Source organism: Streptomyces sp. TRM68367, from assembly GCF_014495685.1.
In the GTDB taxonomy this organism is placed as follows: domain Bacteria; phylum Actinomycetota; class Actinomycetes; order Streptomycetales; family Streptomycetaceae; genus Streptomyces.
In genome coordinates this window covers 1-18,802 of the sequence record NZ_JACTVI010000034.1, presented here as the reverse complement: position 1 = coordinate 18,802, position 18,802 = coordinate 1, and the positions used below count along the sequence as shown (strand labels likewise).

12 protein-coding genes are annotated in these 18,802 nt (G+C 72.7%); 8 read left to right on the top strand and 4 right to left on the bottom strand.

The window, feature by feature from the left end:
• Positions 1 to 99: 99 nt before the first annotated feature.
• The gene (locus tag H8R17_RS22015) at positions 100 to 1,113 is read right to left on the bottom strand and encodes a hydroxyacid dehydrogenase (RefSeq protein ID WP_187824935.1); all 1,014 of its coding nucleotides are present in this window, start codon (positions 1,111 to 1,113) and stop codon (positions 100 to 102) included.
• A 931-nt stretch (positions 1,114 to 2,044) separates the two neighbouring features.
• Between H8R17_RS22015 and H8R17_RS22010 the strand changes: the two genes are divergently transcribed.
• The 4 genes from H8R17_RS22010 to H8R17_RS21995 all read left to right on the top strand — a co-directional run bounded on the left by H8R17_RS22010 (position 2,045) and on the right by H8R17_RS21995 (position 8,718).
• Positions 2,045 to 2,323 (top strand): Ig domain-containing protein, encoded by a 279-nt coding sequence (locus H8R17_RS22010; protein WP_262505411.1) that lies wholly within the window; start codon positions 2,045 to 2,047, stop codon positions 2,321 to 2,323.
• Positions 2,324 to 2,337: 14 nt separating this feature from the next.
• On the top strand, positions 2,338 to 5,667 hold the full coding sequence (locus tag H8R17_RS22005; RefSeq protein WP_187824933.1) for an alginate lyase family protein: 3,330 nt from the start codon (positions 2,338 to 2,340) through the stop codon (positions 5,665 to 5,667).
• A 26-nt stretch (positions 5,668 to 5,693) separates the two neighbouring features.
• Complete coding sequence (locus H8R17_RS22000) at positions 5,694 to 6,947, top strand: alginate lyase family protein (protein ID WP_187824932.1); 1,254 nt, start codon at positions 5,694 to 5,696, stop codon at positions 6,945 to 6,947.
• A 124-nt stretch (positions 6,948 to 7,071) separates the two neighbouring features.
• Positions 7,072 to 8,718 (top strand): carboxylesterase/lipase family protein, encoded by a 1,647-nt coding sequence (locus tag H8R17_RS21995; RefSeq protein ID WP_187824931.1) that lies wholly within the window; start codon positions 7,072 to 7,074, stop codon positions 8,716 to 8,718.
• A gap of 99 nt (positions 8,719 to 8,817) precedes the next feature.
• On the opposite strand, the gene H8R17_RS21990 is transcribed toward H8R17_RS21995, so the two are convergent.
• Complete coding sequence (locus H8R17_RS21990; protein WP_187824930.1) at positions 8,818 to 9,885, bottom strand: LacI family DNA-binding transcriptional regulator; 1,068 nt, start codon at positions 9,883 to 9,885, stop codon at positions 8,818 to 8,820.
• A 161-nt stretch (positions 9,886 to 10,046) separates the two neighbouring features.
• The gene (gene mmuM, locus H8R17_RS21985) at positions 10,047 to 10,973 is read right to left on the bottom strand and encodes a homocysteine S-methyltransferase (protein WP_187824929.1); all 927 of its coding nucleotides are present in this window, start codon (positions 10,971 to 10,973) and stop codon (positions 10,047 to 10,049) included.
• 174 nt (positions 10,974 to 11,147) lie between these two features.
• Here mmuM and H8R17_RS21980 point away from each other — a divergent pair, with 174 nt between their 5' ends.
• The 4 genes from H8R17_RS21980 to H8R17_RS21965 all read left to right on the top strand — a co-directional run bounded on the left by H8R17_RS21980 (position 11,148) and on the right by H8R17_RS21965 (position 16,392).
• Positions 11,148 to 12,545, top strand: coding sequence for an amino acid permease (locus tag H8R17_RS21980; protein WP_187824928.1), 1,398 nt, complete (start codon positions 11,148 to 11,150; stop codon positions 12,543 to 12,545).
• Positions 12,546 to 12,554: 9 nt separating this feature from the next.
• Positions 12,555 to 13,781, top strand: coding sequence for an aminoglycoside phosphotransferase (locus H8R17_RS21975; RefSeq protein ID WP_262505410.1), 1,227 nt, complete (start codon positions 12,555 to 12,557; stop codon positions 13,779 to 13,781).
• 182 nt (positions 13,782 to 13,963) lie between these two features.
• Positions 13,964 to 14,380, top strand: coding sequence for an effector-associated constant component EACC1 (locus tag H8R17_RS21970; protein WP_187824927.1), 417 nt, complete (start codon positions 13,964 to 13,966; stop codon positions 14,378 to 14,380).
• Positions 14,377 to 16,392 (top strand): caspase, EACC1-associated type, encoded by a 2,016-nt coding sequence (locus H8R17_RS21965; RefSeq protein WP_316959488.1) that lies wholly within the window; start codon positions 14,377 to 14,379, stop codon positions 16,390 to 16,392. Before H8R17_RS21970 ends, H8R17_RS21965 begins: the two co-directional genes overlap by 4 nt.
• A gap of 124 nt (positions 16,393 to 16,516) precedes the next feature.
• On the opposite strand, the gene H8R17_RS21960 is transcribed toward H8R17_RS21965, so the two are convergent.
• A complete protein-coding gene (locus H8R17_RS21960) occupies positions 16,517 to 18,625 on the bottom strand; it encodes an autotransporter-associated beta strand repeat-containing protein (protein ID WP_187824980.1) in 2,109 nt (702 codons plus the stop codon).
• Positions 18,626 to 18,802: the final 177 nt, after the last annotated feature.

Below are 18,802 nucleotides of genomic sequence, written 5' to 3'. Positions count from 1 at the left end.
CGGGGCCTGCCCGGCGCCGGTTCTGGAAACCGTAGCCCATGGTCACCCGGTGCCCACCCGCCTGTGGACAACGTGCGGACGGCCTGCTCGGCGCGCCCATCAGGCCGACCGGGCCAGATCCGCGCGCCGGACCTCGTGCAACTGCGGCACCCCGTCGGCCAGGCGCTCCAGCTCGTCGACGACGATCCGGCCGAGGCGCTCCAGCTCGTTGCCGAGCGAGCCCGCGATGTGCGGGGTGAGGAAGACGTTGGGGAGGTGGTAGAGGGGGGAGTCGGCGGGCAGCGGCTCCGGCTCGGTGACGTCCAGGATCGCGCCGAGCCGGCCGGAGACCAGCTCCTCGGTGAGCGCCTCGTGGTCGACCAGGGCGCCCCGGGCGGTGTTGATGAGTACGCCGCCGTCCCGGATGAGGGCGAGCCGGCCGCGGTCGAGCATGTGCTGGGTCTCGGGGATGTCGGGGGCGTGCACGCTCACGATGTCGCTGCGTCTGAGCAGGTCGTCCAGCGGCAGCAGCTCCGCGCCCAGGGCGGCGGCCTCGGCGGGGCTGACGTAGGGGTCGTGCAAGAGCACCGTGAGGTCGAACGGGCGCAGCAGCTCCAGCAGCCGGCGGCCCACCCGCGAGGCGCCGACGACGCCGACGCGGCGGCCGAGGTTGCCCGTGGCGGCGGTCTCGGCGGACGTCGGGTAGGCGTGGGTGCGGCGGAAGCGTTCGCGGTGGGCGAAGGCGCCCTTGCCCGCCAGCAGGATCATCGCCAGCGTGTACTCGGCGACCGGCAGGGCGTTGCCGGTGACCGCGCTGGAGACGGTCAGCCCGCGCTCCCACAAGGCCCCGCCGACCAGGGAGCGGACCGAACCCGCGGCGTGCAGGACCGCGCGGAGCTTGGGGGCCGCGTCGAGGACGGCGGCGTCGAGGTGCGGGCAGCCCCAACCGGTGATCAGCACTTCGGCCCGGGACAGGGCTTCGGCCGTCGCCGGATCGGCGAAGTCCCGTACGACGAGGGCGGGATCGATGTCGGCCGTCTCCCTCAGCCGCGCCATCACGGGCGGGGGAAACAGCAACGGCAGATGCACCGGATCCATCGCGAACACGGCCCGTGGCGGCTGAGGGCTGGGCATGACTCTCCTGGGACAGTGAGGTGGGAACAGTCAGAAGGGACAGCATAGAAACATTTTCAGAAAGCGCCTTCTACCGTAGATCTGCCGGATCGGCTGGTCAATCGGTAGGGTAGAGGGCGGGACGGAGGACTCTTCCGCTTCTGCTGCGCAGCCTGCGAACTCCGCGACCCGAGCGAGGGTTGAAATCGGTTACCCGATTTTCCTACCGGGACGGTGGCGAGGACGAGCAGCCGGGCGTCGGGGTCGGTCGCGGCGGAGACCAGCACCGCTTCGTGCCGCGTCCAGGAACCCGTTACCCCGTCGAGCGCGGCCTCGGCGTACGTCCTCGAAGAAGGCGCCGAAGAGGTCCGGGCCGATGGGCCGGCCGGCGTCGGCGCTCACGTCGACGAGGATCGTCGTACGGCGGGTGGGGCGGGGAGGCCGGGGCATGCGGGGCTCCGTTCACGGTCGTGTGGTCGAGGGCCCGCGACGACGGCCGCACCGCCCTCCGCTCTGATAGCAACCGGTTTCCGGTCATATCGTCAGGTGTGCCTGCTGTCGGCCGGGTGAGTGGTGATGCTCAAGCCGAGCTCCACGAGGTCTCCGGCGATCACCGAAGGCGCCGGTGCGGGATGCTCGCGTCCATCCGTGCCGACTCAGCCGGGGACGGTGGTGCTGGGCAAAAAAGAGTGATGTGAACTGCTGTTTCTTCGGCTGTCGCGGGTTCTGTGGCGGCCCTTGGGCCGGGCGGCCCGTGTCGCCGAGGTTACCCATTCTTTTCGAAAGTTCGTCAAGAGCCTTGACGCGGTTTCCGGGCAGAAGGAAGCTCAGCCCCACTGCACAACAACCGGTTGTCCACAAGCCCGGATCGATGAATCGATCCACGGCCGAAATATCGAACGAAACGAAAGTGGGAGGTGGTGCGTTCATGCACCCACGCACCGGTGCTTCCATGAGCCGCCGCAGGTTCCTCGCCCTGTCAGCAGCCGGTGCCACAACCAGTGCTGCCGCCCTGAGCGGCTGCGCCCTGCAGGTGTCGTCCGGGGCCAGCGGCTCGGGCGAGACCTCGTTCGGCGCCGAGGCACTGCCCAAGGGCCTGACGATCGACGAGAAGACCGGCCTCATCTCCGGCGTCCCGCAGGTCCCCGGCACCTACCCGGTCAACGTCAAGGCCACCAACACCGCCGGTACGGCGACCCAGTCCGTCACGCTCAGCGTGCAGAACGCCTAAGCCAGGAGTCATCCGTGCAATCCCTCAGCCGACGGACGTTCCTCGGCGCCGCGGGGCTCGCGGGCGTGGCCGCGGGCGGACTGCTGTCCGCCGTCGCCGCGCCCGCCTGGGCCCAGGCCGCCGAGCAGGCGTACGCCTTCGCTCACCCCGGGCTGCTGCACTCCCGCGCCGACCTGGACCGGATGCGGTCCGCGGTCGCCGCCGGGAGCAACCCGATCGCCACCGGATTCGCGGCCCTGGCCGCCGACTTCCGCTCCCAGCACACCTACGGCATCCGCAACACCGGACAGATCCGCACCTGGGGCCGCGGCCCCACCGACAACACCAGCCAGGCCGTCACCGACGCGGCCGCCGCCTACCAGAACGCCCTGATGTGGGCGATCACCGGCGACGTCCGGCACGCCGACAAGGCCCGCGACATCCTCGACGTCTGGGCCGCCTCCCTCACCGGCATCACCGGCGCCGACGGCCAACTCGGTGCCGGGATCCAGGGCTTCAAGTTCGTCAACGCCGCCGAGATCCTGCGGCACTCCGGCTACGACGGCTGGCCCGAGGACTCCGTCAGCCGCTGCGAGCGCTCCTTCACCGACGTCTGGTACCCGGCCCTGTCCGGCTACTGCCTGTACGCCAACGGCAACTGGGACCTCGCCGCGCTGCGCACCATCCTCGCCATCGCCGTCTTCGGCGACCACCCCGTGATGTTCGAGGACGCCCTGCGGTTCGCCGCCGCCGGCGCCGGCAACGGCTCCGTGCTGCACCGCGTCGTCAGCGCCACCGGACAGGGGCAGGAATCGGGCCGCGACCAGGCGCACGAGCAGCTCGCCATCGGCCTGCTCGCGGACGCGGCCGAGGTCGCCTGGCGGCAGGGCGTGGACCTGTACGGCTTCGCCGACGACCGGATCCTCGCCAACTTCGAGTACTTCGCCCGCTACAACCTCGGCGACGACTCGGTTCCGTTCACGCCCGACCTCGACCGCACCGGCAAGTACATCAAGACGGCCGTCTCCGACCGGCAGCGCGGGGTGTTCCGGCCGGTGTGGGAGATGGGGTACGCGCACTACGCGGGCCGCCTCGGCATGTCCGCGCCGTACACCCAGAAGGCCGTCTTCCGCGGCCCGGACGGCACCCGCGTGACCGAGCGCTACCACGAGGACCACCCCGGCTGGGGCACCCTCACCTACGCCGGCACGAAGGCCGCCCCGCCGAGCGCGCCGACGGCTCCCGCGGGCGTCACGGCGACGGGCGCGGACCGGGCGGTCACCGTGTCCTGGCTGCCGTCCGCCTGGGCGAGCGGCTACACCGTACGCCGGGCCACCAGCCCCGACGGGCCGTACGAGACCGTCGCCACCGGCGTCTCAAAGCCGACGTACAGCGACCGCGGCGTCCGCACGGGCCGCACCTACTACTACACCGTCAGCGCCGCCAACTCCCGTGGTAAGAGCCGTGATTCGGCTTGGGCGTCGGCGACCGCCGGGCTCCCCGGACCCTGGTCGACCCGGGACATCGGGGACGTGAAGATCCCCGGCTCGGCCGTGTTCGACGGCGAGCGGTTCGTGCTGGAGGCGTCCGGCACCGCCGACACCTACCGCATGGCGTATCTGCCGCTGTCCGGCAACGGCACGATCACCGCGCGGATCGTGTTCCCGCTCAGCTCGCAGTACTCCAAGATCGGTGTCACCGTGCGGGCGGGTCTGGAGGCGGACGCGGCCCAGGCCGCCATGCTGATCCAGGGACTGCCGCTGCACACCTGGAGCGGCGTGTGGACCGTACGCCCGAAGGCCGGGGCGCAGGTCTCGGCCACCGGCAGCACCCCGGTGCCGCCGTCCCAGCAGGAGATGATCACCGCCAGGGCGTCCTTCCCGATCTCCGACCTCGGCACCCTGCCCGAGTCGGCCACCCCGCTTCAGGCGCCGTACGTCGAGGGCGCGGGCGACGGCTACCGGCTGCGCGAGCCGTACTGGGTGCGAGTGACCCGCAAGGGTCGGTGGTGTACCGGGGAGATCTCGCCGGACGGCACACGGTGGACAGAGGTCGGTCGCACCGAGGTCGGCGGTCTGCCGAACACCGCATACGCGGGTCTCGTCCTCACCTCCTGCCTCGGTGTGGACGAGGTGTACGCCGAGACCGGCACCGGCGCCTTCGACAACGTCACCGTGACCTCCACGACCGGCGAGGTCTGGTCCGTGCCCCGCCCCGCCCACACCGCGGCCGGGCTGAGCGCGGCCACCGGCGCGGACGCGGTCGAACTGGCCTGGACCGACCCGGACCCGGCCGCCCGCTACACGGTGCTGCGCGCGGAGAGCGCGGACGGGCCATTCCGCCCCCTCGCCATGGACGTCGGCCCGGTCGGCTTCGGCACCCGCATCCGGTACACCGACGCCACCGGCACGCCCGGCACGACGTACCACTACGCCGTCGTCAAGACGAACGCGGGCGGCAAGGGCCCGCGCTCGGCACCCGCCTCGGCCGCCATGCCGAAGCCCTCCGTACCCGAACTCACCTCCGTGACCACGGCGTTCGCGAACAAGGGCGCCGAGTTCCGGCACCTGCTGCGGGCCGTGCACGAGCCCGTCCGGTTCACCGCCAAGGGACTGCCCGACGGCCTGCGCGTCGACCCGCGCACCGGCCTGATCTCCGGAACGCCCACCGAGACCGGCGAGTTCACCGTCACGACCACCGCGGGCAACTCCGCCGGGGCCGCCACCGGCACCCTCGCCCTCACGGTCGGCACTCCGCCGCCCGAGCCCTGGACGTACGGCGACCTCGGTGACGTGGTCCTCGACGACCGCGCCTTCGCCACCTTCGGCGTGGCCGTCGTCCGCACCCCCGGCAGCACCTCCCACGAGGACGGGACCTTCGTGGTACGGGGCGCCGGGACCGACCTCACCGTCAACAACCAGGGAATGACCGGCCAGTTCGTACGGCGGTCCGTCACCGGGGACTGCCAGGTCACCGCCCGGCTGGTCTCCCGTACCGGCGCGAGCGGCGACCGGGTGGGCCTGCTCATGGCCAAGTCCCTGTCGCCGTTCGACCAGGCGGCCGGCGCGATCGTCAGCGGCGGCACCAGCGCACAGCTCATGCTGCGCACCGCCGTGGCCGGACGCTCCACCTTCACGGGCAACGCGCCGGTCACCGCGCCCTGCCTGCTGCGGCTGAAGCGCACCGGGACGCGCTTCACCGCGTACGCCTCCACCGATGACGGCGTCAGCTGGACCCCCCTCGCCGAGGGAGAGATCCCCGGCTTCGGCGACGCCCCCTACTACGTGGGCCTCGTGGTCTGCTCCCGCAGCCCCCTGGTCCGCAGCACCACCGAGTTCGACGAGGTGAGCATCAACCCCATGTAATCCTTCACGGATCGGAGATGCACCGTATGAGCCGCACTTCCCCCCACACGCACCTCCAGACACCCGACGTGAGCCGCCGCGGTCTGCTGAAGACCGCCGGCGGGCTCACCGCCGCACTCGCCGTCGGCGCCTCGGCGACCGCCCTCACGGGCGCGGCCGAGGCGGCGCCGGCCACCTTCACTCACCCCGGCATGCTGCACAACTGGGGCGACATCAACCGCGCCAAGGCCAGGGTCGCCGCGGGCAACGACCCCTGGGCGTCCGGCTGGCGGCGGCTGACCGCCAACGGCCGCTCCCACTCCACCTGGACGCCCCGCCCCCAGGCCACGGTCCTCCGCGGCGGCACGGGGGACAACTACGGGATCCTCTACAGCGACATCGCCGCCGCCTACCAGAACGCCCTGCGCTGGCACGTGGGCGGCTCCGCCGCGAACGGCGACTGCGCCGTGCGCATCCTCAACGCCTGGTCGTCCACCCTCACCGAGGTCACCGGAAACGCCGAGCGGTACCTGGCCGCCGGCCTGTCCGGCTGGCAGTTCGCGAACGCCGCCGAGCTCATGCGCGGCTACGCCGGATTCGACCTGAACCGGTTCAAGACGATGATGCTCAACGTCTTCTACCCGCTCAACGACGGCTTCCTCCGCAAGCACAACGACGCCTGCATCACCAACTACTGGGCCAACTGGGACCTGTGCGACATGGCCTCGATCATGGCCATCGGGATCCTGTGCGACGACGGCGCCAAGTACGACCAGGCCGTCGACTACTTCAAGAACGGCGGGGGCAACGGCGCCATCCGGCGCGCCGTGCCCTTCCTCTACAGCAACGTGGAGGGCCACGACCTCGGCCAGTGGCAGGAGTCCGGCCGCGACCAGGCTCACTCCGTCATGGGGATGGGTCAGATGGGCGCCTTGTGCGAGATGGCCTGGAACCAGGGCGACGACCTGTACTCCTACGACGGCCGCCGCTTCATGAAGGCCGCCCAGTACGTCGCCAAGTACAACCTGAACATGAATGTGCCCTTCACCACTTACACGTGGGGCACCGGCCAGAACTGTGCGCAGCGGTCACATACGGTGATCAGCCCCAGCAGCCGCGGCGAGGTCCGCCCCGTCTGGGCGATGCTCCACTACCACTACAACCGGCGCCTGCACCTCGACGACAAGTACATCGCCGACATGTGCTTCTCGATAGCGCCCGAGGGCGGAGGAGGTGACTACGGCTCCGGCAGCAGCGGCTTCGACCAGCTCGGCTTCGGCACGTTGATGTACGCGAAGTAACCGCGCACGTAACTTAGTGTAACCGTCCTGCCGCGCCCTGTACCGGAATACATCCGCGCGATGTGCTGCTCTGATGTGAGCAGTCGTGAACGGTGCAGGAGCGCGGCGAAGGGCTGGTGGGCGCATGACGGCAGACCAGACGAACCCCGTGGTCACCACGCCACACGGGGTCGTACGCGGCAGGTACGAACACGGTGTCGCCGTGTTCCGGGGCATCCCGTACGCCGCACCCCCCTTCGGCCCCCGGCGGTTCCGGCCGCCCGTGCCGCCCCAACCCTGGGACGGGGGCCGCGACACGTACGCCTTCGGGCCGACACCGCCGAAACCGCCCTACTCCGAGGCCTTCGCGCAGTACCTGTCCGACCCGGTCGTGCCCGGCGACGACTGCCTCAACCTGAACGTGTGGACGCCGGAGCCGGGCCGCGGGGCCCGGCTGCCGGTCATGGTGTGGCTGCACGGCGGCGCCCTGACCCGGGGCTCCTCCGCCGTGCCCGTGTACGACGGACGCACCTTCGCCCGCGACGGTGTCGTGTGCGTCTCCGTCAACTACCGGCTGGGCGTGGAGGGCTACGGCCTGTTCCCGGACTCGCCCCCCAACCCGGGCCTGCGCGACCAGCTCGCCGCCCTCGCCTGGGTGCACGAGGCGATCGGGGCCTTCGGCGGAGACCCGTCCCGGATCACCCTCTTCGGCCAGTCCGCCGGAGCCATCAGCATCGGCGCCCTGCTCGCCGCCCCGCAGGCCCAGGGTCTCGTCCGGCGCGCGATCCTGCAGAGCGGACCGCCCGAGGCCGCTGACCGGGACAAGGTACGGCGGATGGTGCGCCGCATGGCGACCCGGCTGAGGATCCCCGCCACCGCCGAGGCCTTCGCCGCCGTCGACCGTGACCTGCTGCTGCGCACCCAGGCCGACGTCGGCCGGCTCAGCAGCCCCGTCCTCGGCGGCCCCGCCTTCGGCATCGTCGTCGACGGCGACCTCGTCCCGCGCGATCCGCTGGAAGCGCTCACCGAAGGGGACGCGGCTGCCGGCGTCGACCTGATGATGGGCTGGACCCGCGACGAGTACCGGCTGTGGCTGGTCCCCGGCGGGCTCCTGGAACGCATCGACCGGCTCGGCCCGGTCGCCGTGGCCGGCGCCATGGCCCGCTGCCACTGCGGCAGCGAGGTCCCGCGCGGCTACCGCGCCCTGCACCCCGAGGCCGGCACCGCCGAGACCGTCGGCCAGCTCGTCACCGACCACCTGCTGCGCATGCCCCTGCAGCGGCTGGCCGACGCCCGCCCGGGATCGTCGCACGTGTACGAGTTCGCCTGGCCGTCGAACCTGCCCGGCCTCGGCTCCTGCCACGCCCTGGAGCTCGGCTTCGTCTTCGACACCGGCGACGTGCCCGAGTCGGCCAGGCTGGCGGGCGAGGGCGCGCCGCAGGAACTGGCCGACGCGATGCACGGGTCGTGGGTGCGGTTCGCCGTGGCGGGGGACCCCGGGTGGGAGGCATGGGACGCCAGGCACCCGGTGCGGATCTTCGGCGACCGCGACCACGACCAGCCGGAGGCCGACGGCCGGCCGGACGGCGCGGACGATCCGGACGCCGTGGCAGCCCCGTACACCGCGTACGGCCCACGGGACCCCGAATTCGCCCTGTGGACCGCCGGCATCACCACCGCGGAATCCACACCCGTATCGGCTCCTGCCGACGACGGTTCCCCCGCACGCGGTACGGAACCGCGGTCGGCCGTACGGCTGCTCCGTCGCTCCGGCGCCCTCCGCCGGCACTGATTCCAGGCGGGCGGCAGAAACGGTAGAAACCGGTTGCCGACGTCGTGGGCACAGAAAAGCACGCACAGAAAAGCAACCGGTTACGCGACAAGAGGCCGGCTACACGCCGGCCGCCTGTTTCACGGCGGCGACCGAGTCCCGAACCACCACGTGCGTGCCCAGCAGCAGGTGCTCGTCCTGCGCGCCGGGGGTGCGTTCGAGGGCGGTGCGCACGGCGAGGCGGCCCAGCTCCTCATAGGGGACGTGGACCGTGGTCAGCGCGGGGTGCAGGTCGCGGGCGAACGGGATGTCGTCGTAACCGGCCAGCGACACGTCGCCCGGCACGTCCAGGCCCGCCTCGTGCAGCGCGGTGAGCGCGCCCGCGGCGACCATGTCGGTGGCGGCGACCACGGCCGTGAACTCCAGGCCCTCCTTGAGCGCCCGGCGCATCAGGCGGTGGCCGGAGTCGCGGGTGAAGTCGCCGTGCAGCAGCAGGGCCGGGTCGGGGTCCAGGCCCCGCGCGCGGTGGGCGGCGAGATAGCCGCGCTCGCGGTCCTGCGCCGTGGTGTGGTCCGGCTTGCCGCCGAGGAACAGCACCCGCCGGTGGCCCTGGGCGAGGACGTGGGCGACGAGGGTGTAGGCGCCGCCCTCGTTGTCGTACTCGATGACCGTCACCGGCGCCCCGGGGCCCAGCGGCGGGCGCCCGCACAGCACGAGCCGGGAACCTGCCGAGGCGAGCGAGTCGGCGATGCGGCGGGTCCGCTCGCGGTACTCGGGCGTGTCGGCGGTGCCGCCGACCAGGATCACGGCGGCGGCGCGCTGGGCGCGCATCATCTCCACGAAGTCCAGTTCGTGCTGGATGTCCCCCTCGGTGCCGCACACCAGGCACAGGTGCCCGAGCCGCGTCGCCTCCCGTTCCACGCCGTACGCCATGTGCGCGAACGACGGTCCCGTGATGTCCTCCAGCACGAACGCCAGCGTCGGCGTGCCGACTCCGGCGACCGCCTTCGCGCGCGCGTCAGCCACGTAGTCGAGGTCGCGCACCGCCCGCATCACGCGCGCGCGTGTCGCCGCGCTCACCGGATACACGCCCCCGAGCACCCGCGACACCGTTGACGCCGACACCCCCGCGCGGGCCGCCACGTCCCGGATAGTGCTGCGGCTCGCTTCCTCGCTCTTCCTGGTCATTCCTGCCTCGCCCCTCTCCCGGGCACACTTGCCCACCCCCGCGGGGACCGGTGGCAACGCCAGTGACAACCGGTTCCCGATGCGGAGGCTAGCAGCAGGGGAGGGGCGGCACGAGTGGCTTGGCCGCGCAGAGCGTACCCGAGTCCCGGACGGCGGGCGGGCTACACCGTCGCCAGGGTCCGCGCGATGCCCGCGATCGCGTCCGGCCCCACCCGGCAGCAGCCACCGATCAGCCGCGCCCCCGCGTCCCGCCACGCCTTGACCTGCTCGGCGGTGAAGGTGGACCGGCCGCTCCAGGTCCGGGCCCCGGCGTCCCAGGACTCACCGCTGTTGGGATACACGACGACCGGCTTGCCCGTGACACGCGCCGCGGTCTCGATCGCGGCCTCCACGTCGTGCGGGGCACAGCAGTTGACGCCGACCGCGATCACCTCGTCCACCTCGGCGGCCGGCGCGAAGGCCTCCTCCAGCGGCTGCCCGGCCCGGGTGTGTTCGCCGTCGACGGTGTACGACAGCCAGGCCGGCACCCCGAGCCCGCGCACCGCCCGCAGCAGCGCCGCGCCCTCGTCCGCGTCGGGCACCGTCTCCAGCGCGAGCACGTCCGGCCCGGCCGCGGCCAGCACCTCCATGCGCGGCCGGTGGAACCGCTCCAGCTCGCCGACCGTGAGCCCGTACCGGCCGCGGTACTCGGAGCCGTCCGCGAGCATCGCCCCGTACGGCCCGACCGAGGCCGCCACCCACAGCGGACGCACCCGCTCCGCCCGGCGGGCCGCATCCCGGGCCGACCGCACGCTCAGGGTGAGGAGTTCGGCCGCCTTCTCGCGGTCGATCCCGCGCCGGGCGAAGCCCTCGAAGGTGGCCTGGTAGCTGGCGGTGATCGCCACGTCCGCGCCCGCCTCGTAGTAGGCGAGGTGCGCCTCGGTGACTGCCTCGGGCCGCTCGGCGAGCAGCCGCGCCGACCACAGCTCGTCACTCAGGTCGTGCCCGGCCGACTCCAGCTGGTTGGACATGCCGCCGTCGAGGACGACGGTGCGCGCGGCGAGGGCGTCGGCGAGGGCGGGACGGGTCTCGGGGGTGTCGCTGGTCATGCCCCCGACGCTAGTCGAGACCGGCCGCGACCCACGTATGTGTCCATTACATGAACGGGGTGCCCAGCATGTGGGACTCCGGGTTACGATCACGCTCCTCCCCGTCCCCACCCCTTCCGCCGCTCCCAGCGGAAAGCCAAACACCCTCGCGGACATCCAGAACCCGGAAGTGCCATGACTGCCCCCAGCACCACCGACGCCACCGAGCCCGAGCCGGCCGCGCCCCCGGCCAGGACGCCCCGCCGCACCTTCGGCCTCACCACCGCCACCGCCCTCGTCATGGGCAACATCATCGGCGGCGGCATCTTCGCGCTGCCCGCCACCGTCGCCCCGTACGGCACGGTGAGCCTGCTCGCCTTCCTCGTGCTGTCGGTGGGCGCCGTCGTCCTCGCGCTGCTCTTCGGCAGGCTGGCCCGGCGCAGCCCCGTCACCGGCGGGCTGTACGTCTACCCGCGCGACGCGTTCGGCGAGTTCGCGGGATTCCTGTCGGCGTGGTCGTACTGGACGATGTGCTGGGTCAGCATCGCCGCGCTGGCCGTCGCGGTCGTCGGGTACGTCGATGTCCTGATACCTCTGCACGGCAACCACACCCTGGAGGCGGTCGTCGCGCTGGCCGCCCTCTGGCTGCCGGCCGCCGCGAACTTCGCCGGTACCCGGTGGGTCGGGACGGTGCAGATCGTCAGCACCGTACTGAAGTTCGTCCCGCTCCTCCTGCTCGCCACCGTCGGCCTGTTCTTCGTCGACACGGACAACTTCGGCCCGTTCAACGCCTCCGGCGACAGCGTGCCCGGGGCGCTGGCCGCCTCCGCCGCGCTGCTGCTGTACAGCTTCCTCGGCGTGGAGTCGGCCGCGGTCAGCGCGGGCGAGGTCCGCGACCCCGAGCGCACGGTCGGCCGCGCCAGCGTCCTCGGCACCCTCGGCTCGGCCCTCGTCTACGTCCTCGGCACCATCGCCGTGTTCGGGCTCGTCCCGCACGGGCAACTCGTCGACTCCGGCGCCCCGTTCGCCGCCGCCGTGAACGCGATCACCGGCGGCTCCTGGGGCGGCACCGCGATCGCGCTGGTCGCCGTCGTCTCGATCACCGGCTGCCTCAACGGCTGGATCCTGCTGGCCGCGCAGATGCCGTACGCCGCCGCACGCGACGGCCTCTTCCCGGCGCCGTTCGCCCGGACCGGCAAGGGCGGCGTCCCCGGCTTCGGCGTGCTGGCCTGTGTGGTCCTCGGCACGGTCCTCATCGCTCTCAACTACACGGCGGGCCCGGACACCACCTTCCGCGTCCTCGTGCTGATCACCACCTTCACCGGCTGCGTGCCGTACCTGCTGTCCGCCGCGGCGCAGCTGTACTGGCTGGCCAGGGGCACCCGCGCGCGTGTGCGCCCCGCGGGCCTGGTACGCGACCTGACCGTCGCCGTCCTCGCGTTCGCCTTCTCGTTCTGGCTGATCGCGGGCGCCGGGTATGCGGCCGTCTACCAGGGCGTGCTGTTCCTGTTCGCGGGGATCCCGGTGTACGTGTGGCTGCGCGGACGCAAGGACACCGAAGGGGCGCCCGCAGAGCAAGGGGCGCCCGCATAGCATCGGGGGATGCCCGACACCGTTCTCCCGCACGTCCCGCACGTCCCGCACGTCCCGCACGTCCCGCACGTCCCGCACGTCCCGCACGTCCCGCACGTCCCGCACGTCCCGCACGTCCCGTACGAGCCGCACGTTCCGCACCACGAGATCCGCGACGTCCTGGGCGTGCCGCCCGGACAGGCGGTCTGCGAGCCGCTCACGCACAACCCGCTCAACGGCGTCACCGCCGGGGTGTGGCGCGTGCGGGACGGCGGCCGCTCGGCCGTGGTGAAGGTGCTGACGCGGACGAAGGAGACCAGCGTCAAGTGGTCCGCCTCCAACGACCCGGCGCACTGGAACTTCTGGCGCCGCGAGGCCTACGTGTACGACTCCGGGCTCGCCCAGGCCTGGGAGCCGTACGGCATCCGCGCGCCCCGGCTGCTCACCCGCGTCGAACGCGCCGACGGTGACGTGGCGTTGTGGCTGGAGGACGTGCGGGGCGAACCGGCGACGTCCTGGCCGCTCGCCCGGCACATCGAGCACGCCCGCCGACTCGGCGTGGCCCAGGGCGCCGTGGGCGCGGGGGAGGGACGGCCGTGGCTGTCGCGGCGGTTCCTGCGCGACTACACCGGCGGCAACACCACCGGCCGGGACCTCCTGGACGAGGACGGGGCCTGGGAACAGCCCCTGGTCCGCGACCACTTCCCGCCCGGGCTGCGCGAGGACATGGTCCGCCTCCAGCACGACCGCGCGTGGTTCCTCACCGTGATGGAGAGTCTGCCGCGCGCGATGTGCCACCTCGACCACTGGCCGGCCAACCTCCGCTCCGACGGCGTCTCGGGCAGCGTCCTGTTCGACTGGGCGTTCGCCGGGGACGGCGCGCTCGGCGAGGACCTGGGCAACTACCTGCCCGACTCCGTCTTCGACCTGTTCGTCCCGGCCGCCCGCCTGCCCGAACTGGCCAAGGCCGCCTACGACGCCTATGTGCAGGGCCTGCGCGCGGGCGGCTGGCGGGGCGAGGAGCGGCTGGTACGGCTCGCGGTGTGCGCCTCGGCGGTGAAGTACGACTGGCTCACCCCGCTCATGCTGGCCCGCGCGGGTGAGGAGCAGCTCGACTACGGCGGCGGGCGCACGGTCTCCGCCGAACGCCGCTACCACGAACGCGGCCTGACCCTCGCCTTCCTGGCCGACTGGGCCGCCGAGGCCCGCACCCTGGCCCCCCTCCTGGGCTTCCCGCAGGCACCGAGCGCACGCTGACCGCGGTGCACCGCGGGGCGGTCGCACACGATTCCGGCCGCACGGGGCGTCCGGCCCGCCGTGTTCCGGATCCTTTTCGAACTCATGGGCAGCGCACGACAGTTGTGTGCGATCCGAGGGTGTGGGTACCAAACGTACGGGAGCGAGCGCAGCGTCGGACCGGGCCACTGAGGAGCGGGTGAATGGAGATCAGGTTCGAGGCGACCGGGCAAGACCGTGAGGCTCAACTCGGTTCTCTGTACAGGTGGTTGTCGGGCGACCGGGCGTTGCGCGGCCACGTCCGCGTGGAGCGGGTCGCCGCCGACTCTCCGGGAAGCATGGGGACCGACCTCCAGGCGGTGCTGACGGTGCTGTCCACCGCCGCCGCCCTGGCCCAGCTCCCGCTGTCGTACCTGGCCTGGCGCGAGAGCCGCCGGTCCAGGGGCCCGCTCACGATCCAGGTCATCGGCGCGGACCCGGCCGAGGCGGAGGACCTCCTGCGCAGGCTCCGGGCGGACACGGGCGACGACTCCGGCGAGAACGCCCCGGGCGACGACTCCGGCGAGAACGCCCCGGGCGACGGCTCCGGCGAGGACGCCCCGGGGGAGGGCGGGCGGTGACCGCCACCACCGGCACCACGGGCACGCAACCCGACGGCGGCGCGTCCCGCATGGATCCCCGGCGTTCCGCCTGCGTCCTGATCGGCGTGGACGACTACGCGTACCGCGACTCGCTGCCCAGCGTCCGCCGCAATCTCACCGCACTGCGGGCCGTGCTGACGGACGAGGAGATCTGGGGGATCCCCGAGGACCGGATCACCGTCGTCGCCAACCCGACGGCCCCGGCCGCCCTGGTCGGACCGATCCGGGAGGCCGGCGAGCGCGCCGAGGACACCCTGATCGTCTACTACGCGGGTCACGGAATCCTCGACGGCCCCGACGAACAGCTCATGCTCACCCTGCCCGGCTCGGTCGACGACCAGCCGGACACCTGCGTCCGCGCCCACGACGTACGCCGCGCCATCCGGGACACGGGCGCCGCGCTCCGCCGGGTCCTGATCCTCGACTGCTGCTACAGCGGCGGAGCGCTGACCGACATGGCCGGCGCCGACGCCGGCAGGCGGGGCAGCGAGGCCGCCGTGGAGACGCTGCGCGACGTCAACGGCTCGTACGTCATGACCTCCGCTCCGCGGGACCGGAAGTCCATGACCCGGGATCCGCGGCGGTGCAGCGTCTTCACCGGCGCCCTCGTGGACGTCATGCGCGAGGGGCTGCCGGACGGGCCGCCGATGCTGGGCCTGCACACCCTGTTCCTTGCGGTCAAGGAGCGCATGGCGGGCATGCAGCCCGAGGTGCCGCAGGAGCCCCAGGACGAGGACCGCAACGGGGTCGGCCTGCTGGAGTTCGTCCGCAACGTGGCCGTCCTCCCGCCGCTGGCCCCGCCGGACGCGCCGTCCGCCGCCCCACCGCGCCGGATCCGCACCCTCGTGTGGTCGCTGGCGGCCGGGACGGCCGGCCTCGCCCTCGGGCTGGGCGTGCCGCCGGCCGTCGACTGGTGGCACGACCGGCACCCCGCTCCCGCGACCGGCAGCTGCGGGGCGTCCGACGACGACGCGCAGCCCCGGGCGATCCTGCTCGACCACTCCGACGACCTGGACAAGAAACAGGTCGACTACGAGCCCGTCGAGGGCATTTCCTCCCTCGCCCTGGTCTCCGAGGGACCGGTCGTCAAAGCCCTCGCCCTCGCCGACAACTCCCCGGGACGAGTCTTCCCGCTCACCCTCGGCACTCCGACGGACCTGCGGCCGAAGGCCGACACGGCGGACACCTTGCGCCGGGCGAACGGCGGCGAGTACCCCGAGTGGTACGACGGGGAGGCCCTGGTCGTCGAGAAGGGCGGCCGGACGATGCTGATCGGCTCCGAGACCGGCCCGGCCATCCGCCGCTTCGACATCTCGACCGGCCGGCAGGTCGGCCAGGACTTCCCGATCCCCGAGGACCTGCGGTACTGGCCGCGGGGCGGCGCCCAGATAGGGCGCAGCATCGAGTCCCTCGCCGTCTCCCCGGGCGGCCGCCACCTCTACGCGGGCTGGGAGGCACCCCTGGCCAAGGACGGCGACAAACGCGGCCGGGGCATCATCCGCATCCAGCGCTACACGGGCACGCCGGGCGGCTCCTACACCCCCGACGGGCAGTACGCCTACCTGTCCGGTGACGGAATGAACCTGGTGGAGCTGGTCGCCCTCGACGACAAGGGCGGACTCCTCGCCCTGGAACGCAACTACACGGCCGGTCTCGGGACTTCCGTACGCGTCGTGCAGCTCTCCCTCGACAAGGCACGGGATGTGACCGACGACGACTCCCTCTACGGCCGGTCCGCGGACGTCTTCGCCCGTGAGGAGCAGGTCCTCACCCTGGCCGACTGCCCGGCGGGCGGCCCCGGTGCGGTCGCCACTCCCGGGTCGGCGCAGATCAACCCGCTGCTCGACAACGTGGAGGGCATGGCCCTCGGCAAGCCGTGGACCTCCGGCCCCAACCGGGGATGGCACCCGCTGTACCTGATCTCCGACGACAACGGCAGCGGCGAACAGATCACCCGGCTGTACTCACTGGCGGTGCGCCTGCGTCCGTAGGCCCGCCGCGCCGACGGGCGGCGTCCGCAGGCCCGTCGCGCCGCCGGGCGTTGGCGCCCGGACGCCGGCGGCCGCCCGTACCCCCGCGGCCGGCGGCCACCGGCACCCCGGCAGCTGTGTGTGCCTACCCGTGCGCGGCGTGCCGCCCGCGCCGTCGGCCGCCGCGCCGGCGGCGGGTCATCGGCACCAGCATCCCGCCGAGCAGCCCGGCGCCGAGGGCGTACGGCCACCAGCCGAAGCCGGGGCCCGAGGCGCCCGCGCTGCGGGTCGTGACGGCGTCGGGGGACGGGGACGCGTCGCGGGCGGCGGCGGAGGAGGGGCGGGCGGAGGCGGTGGCAGCGGTCAGAACGACGTCGTTGCCGTCGCCGCCGCGGTAGCTGATCCGGTACGTGGCGTCGCCGAGCTTCAGCCGCGCACCCTCCTTCAGGCCGGTGAACGCGCCGGTGGTCCGTGCGCGGCCCACGTGGTCGAGCACGGTGATCTCGCGTGCGGGCCCGGTCCGGCCGGCGGCGGCCGTGATGTCGAGGTCCCCGGCCAGCCGCACCGCACCCGTCACCGTCAGCGGCCTGTCCCGCAGGATCAGGTTCCCGTCGCGGCCCTGCGTGTAGTCGCCGCGCACGGTGAGGCCGCCCGCGACGACGCCCGCGTTCGTCACCGCGCCCGAGACCGTGCCCTTGCCGGTGAGGGTGGTCGTGACCCGCAGCCCTGCCGGGCCCGCGTCCAGCCGGGCTCCCGGCGAGGTGAGCCGGATCGCCCTGCTGCGGGCGAGACTCGCCCCGTCCCGCAGCCTGAGGGTGCCCTTGCTGACGGTGGTCGCCCCGGTGTACGTCACCGCGCGGCCCGTCAGGGTCGTGGTGGCGGCACCGGACTGGGTGAGCGAGCCGCCGCCGCTGATCCGGGACAGGGTGAGGGGCTTGCTCGGGTTGCGCAGGACGAGCGAGCCGTCGTTGACGATCCGACAGAGGTCGCCCTTGGTGTACAGCCCGCCGTCGCCGCCCGGCCGTCCGCTGCCCAGCCGCAGCACAGCGCCCTTCTCCACGGTCGTCGAGCCGTTGTAGTACTGGACGGCCGCGAAGGTGACGTCGTTTCCGCGCGTGCCCGCGATGACGACGTCCCCGGCGCCTGGCGCGGCCAGCGTGTCGTGGAACCTGCCGCCGCCGATGGGGGCGCCGAGCGTCACGGGGCCGTAGTAGTCGAAGGTGAGCCGGGAACGGGAGCGGGCCGCCAGCAGATTGATGTATACGGTTTCCGCAGTGCCGGGCATGAAGATCTTGTCGGTCGTCCCGTCGCCCCACTGCACGTCGGCGCCCTTGATGTTGGTGCCGCGCTTGTTGATGTTCTTGCGCGCGGGCGTCCAGTTGAGGGCGGGGTCGCTGAGCGACGGGTCGGTGTCGCCACCCTGGTTGGACCAGCTGTACTGGCCGGTGAGGATCACCTTGCCGCCGGGCCGGGACTGGACGTTGATGTCGCTGCCGTACTCGCGCTGGTAGAAGTCCATGCCCATGTGGACGGTCCTGCCCAGCGGGGTGTCCACGGTCCAGGTGCCCTGGTTGAGGACCTTGCGCACGCGGGGCAGGGACGTGGCGTACTCCGGCCGTCCGGCGTTGACCTGCGTCCCGTTGTCGATCACCCCGGAGAAGGAGTGCGTGCCCGACAGGTCCCAGGTGCCCCACAGGAACCTCGGCTGGGTGATGAGCCCGGAACCGCTGACCGTCCCCAGGTTGTAGGCGCTCTTCAGGGACAGCCGCAGGGTGCCGTCCACCCGGATGTTGTCCTGGTTGAGCCGGAACGCCGGGGTGTTGTACGGGAAGTGGCCGATCAGCCCGGTCGTGCCTCCGTTGCCGTACTGGAGGGTCGCCCCGCGCTCGACCGTGACCGCGGGCGGGTCGGGGGCGGCCGTGGTGACGTACGGATGGTTACCGCCCTGCGTCCGCACCACCTGCCGCTGCCGGGACTTCGGCAGCGTGAAGTCGCTGTCCCTGGTCAGGACCAGCGTCCCGGTGCCGCGCACGGTGAGCGTGCCCTCGCCGCGGAAGGTGCCGTCGTACGTCGTCGTCCCCGACGGCACGGTGACCACGGTGTCGCCCCTGAGCGTCACGTCCCGGTCCGCGAGCACGTCGGCCGTGACGTCCCGGGGGCCGGCGGCTGCCGCCGGAGGAGCGGTGACGGTGAGGGCGGCCACCGCCGCGAGGGCGCCGGCGGCCGCTGCTGTTGTATGGGTGAGGCTGCGCACACCACCGGAGACGAGCCGGGCGGGCAACCGATAACAGAAACTTCCCAAGCTGTTGTCGCGTCCGACCCGTTGACCTCCTGGTAACACGCGCGGGCCTGTCGATGAATTAGTGGGGCGTGTCGTGCTCGGCGGCCTGGGATGTCGCGTGCATGACGTAGCTGGCGAGGTCGCTGGGGT

Coding starts and splice junctions, on each gene's coding strand:
- H8R17_RS21975 (WP_262505410.1), top strand. CDS start 12,555: ATGCCCGACACCGTTCTCCCGCACGTCCCGCACGTCCCGCACGTCCCG.
- H8R17_RS21995 (WP_187824931.1), top strand. CDS start 7,072: ATGACGGCAGACCAGACGAACCCCGTGGTCACCACGCCACACGGGGTC.
- H8R17_RS21980 (WP_187824928.1), top strand. CDS start 11,148: ATGACTGCCCCCAGCACCACCGACGCCACCGAGCCCGAGCCGGCCGCG.
- H8R17_RS22015 (WP_187824935.1), bottom strand. CDS start 1,113: ATGCCCAGCCCTCAGCCGCCACGGGCCGTGTTCGCGATGGATCCGGTG.
- mmuM (WP_187824929.1), bottom strand. CDS start 10,973: ATGACCAGCGACACCCCCGAGACCCGTCCCGCCCTCGCCGACGCCCTC.
- H8R17_RS21990 (WP_187824930.1), bottom strand. CDS start 9,885: ATGACCAGGAAGAGCGAGGAAGCGAGCCGCAGCACTATCCGGGACGTG.
- H8R17_RS22000 (WP_187824932.1), top strand. CDS start 5,694: ATGAGCCGCACTTCCCCCCACACGCACCTCCAGACACCCGACGTGAGC.
- H8R17_RS21970 (WP_187824927.1), top strand. CDS start 13,964: ATGGAGATCAGGTTCGAGGCGACCGGGCAAGACCGTGAGGCTCAACTC.
- H8R17_RS22010 (WP_262505411.1), top strand. CDS start 2,045: ATGAGCCGCCGCAGGTTCCTCGCCCTGTCAGCAGCCGGTGCCACAACC.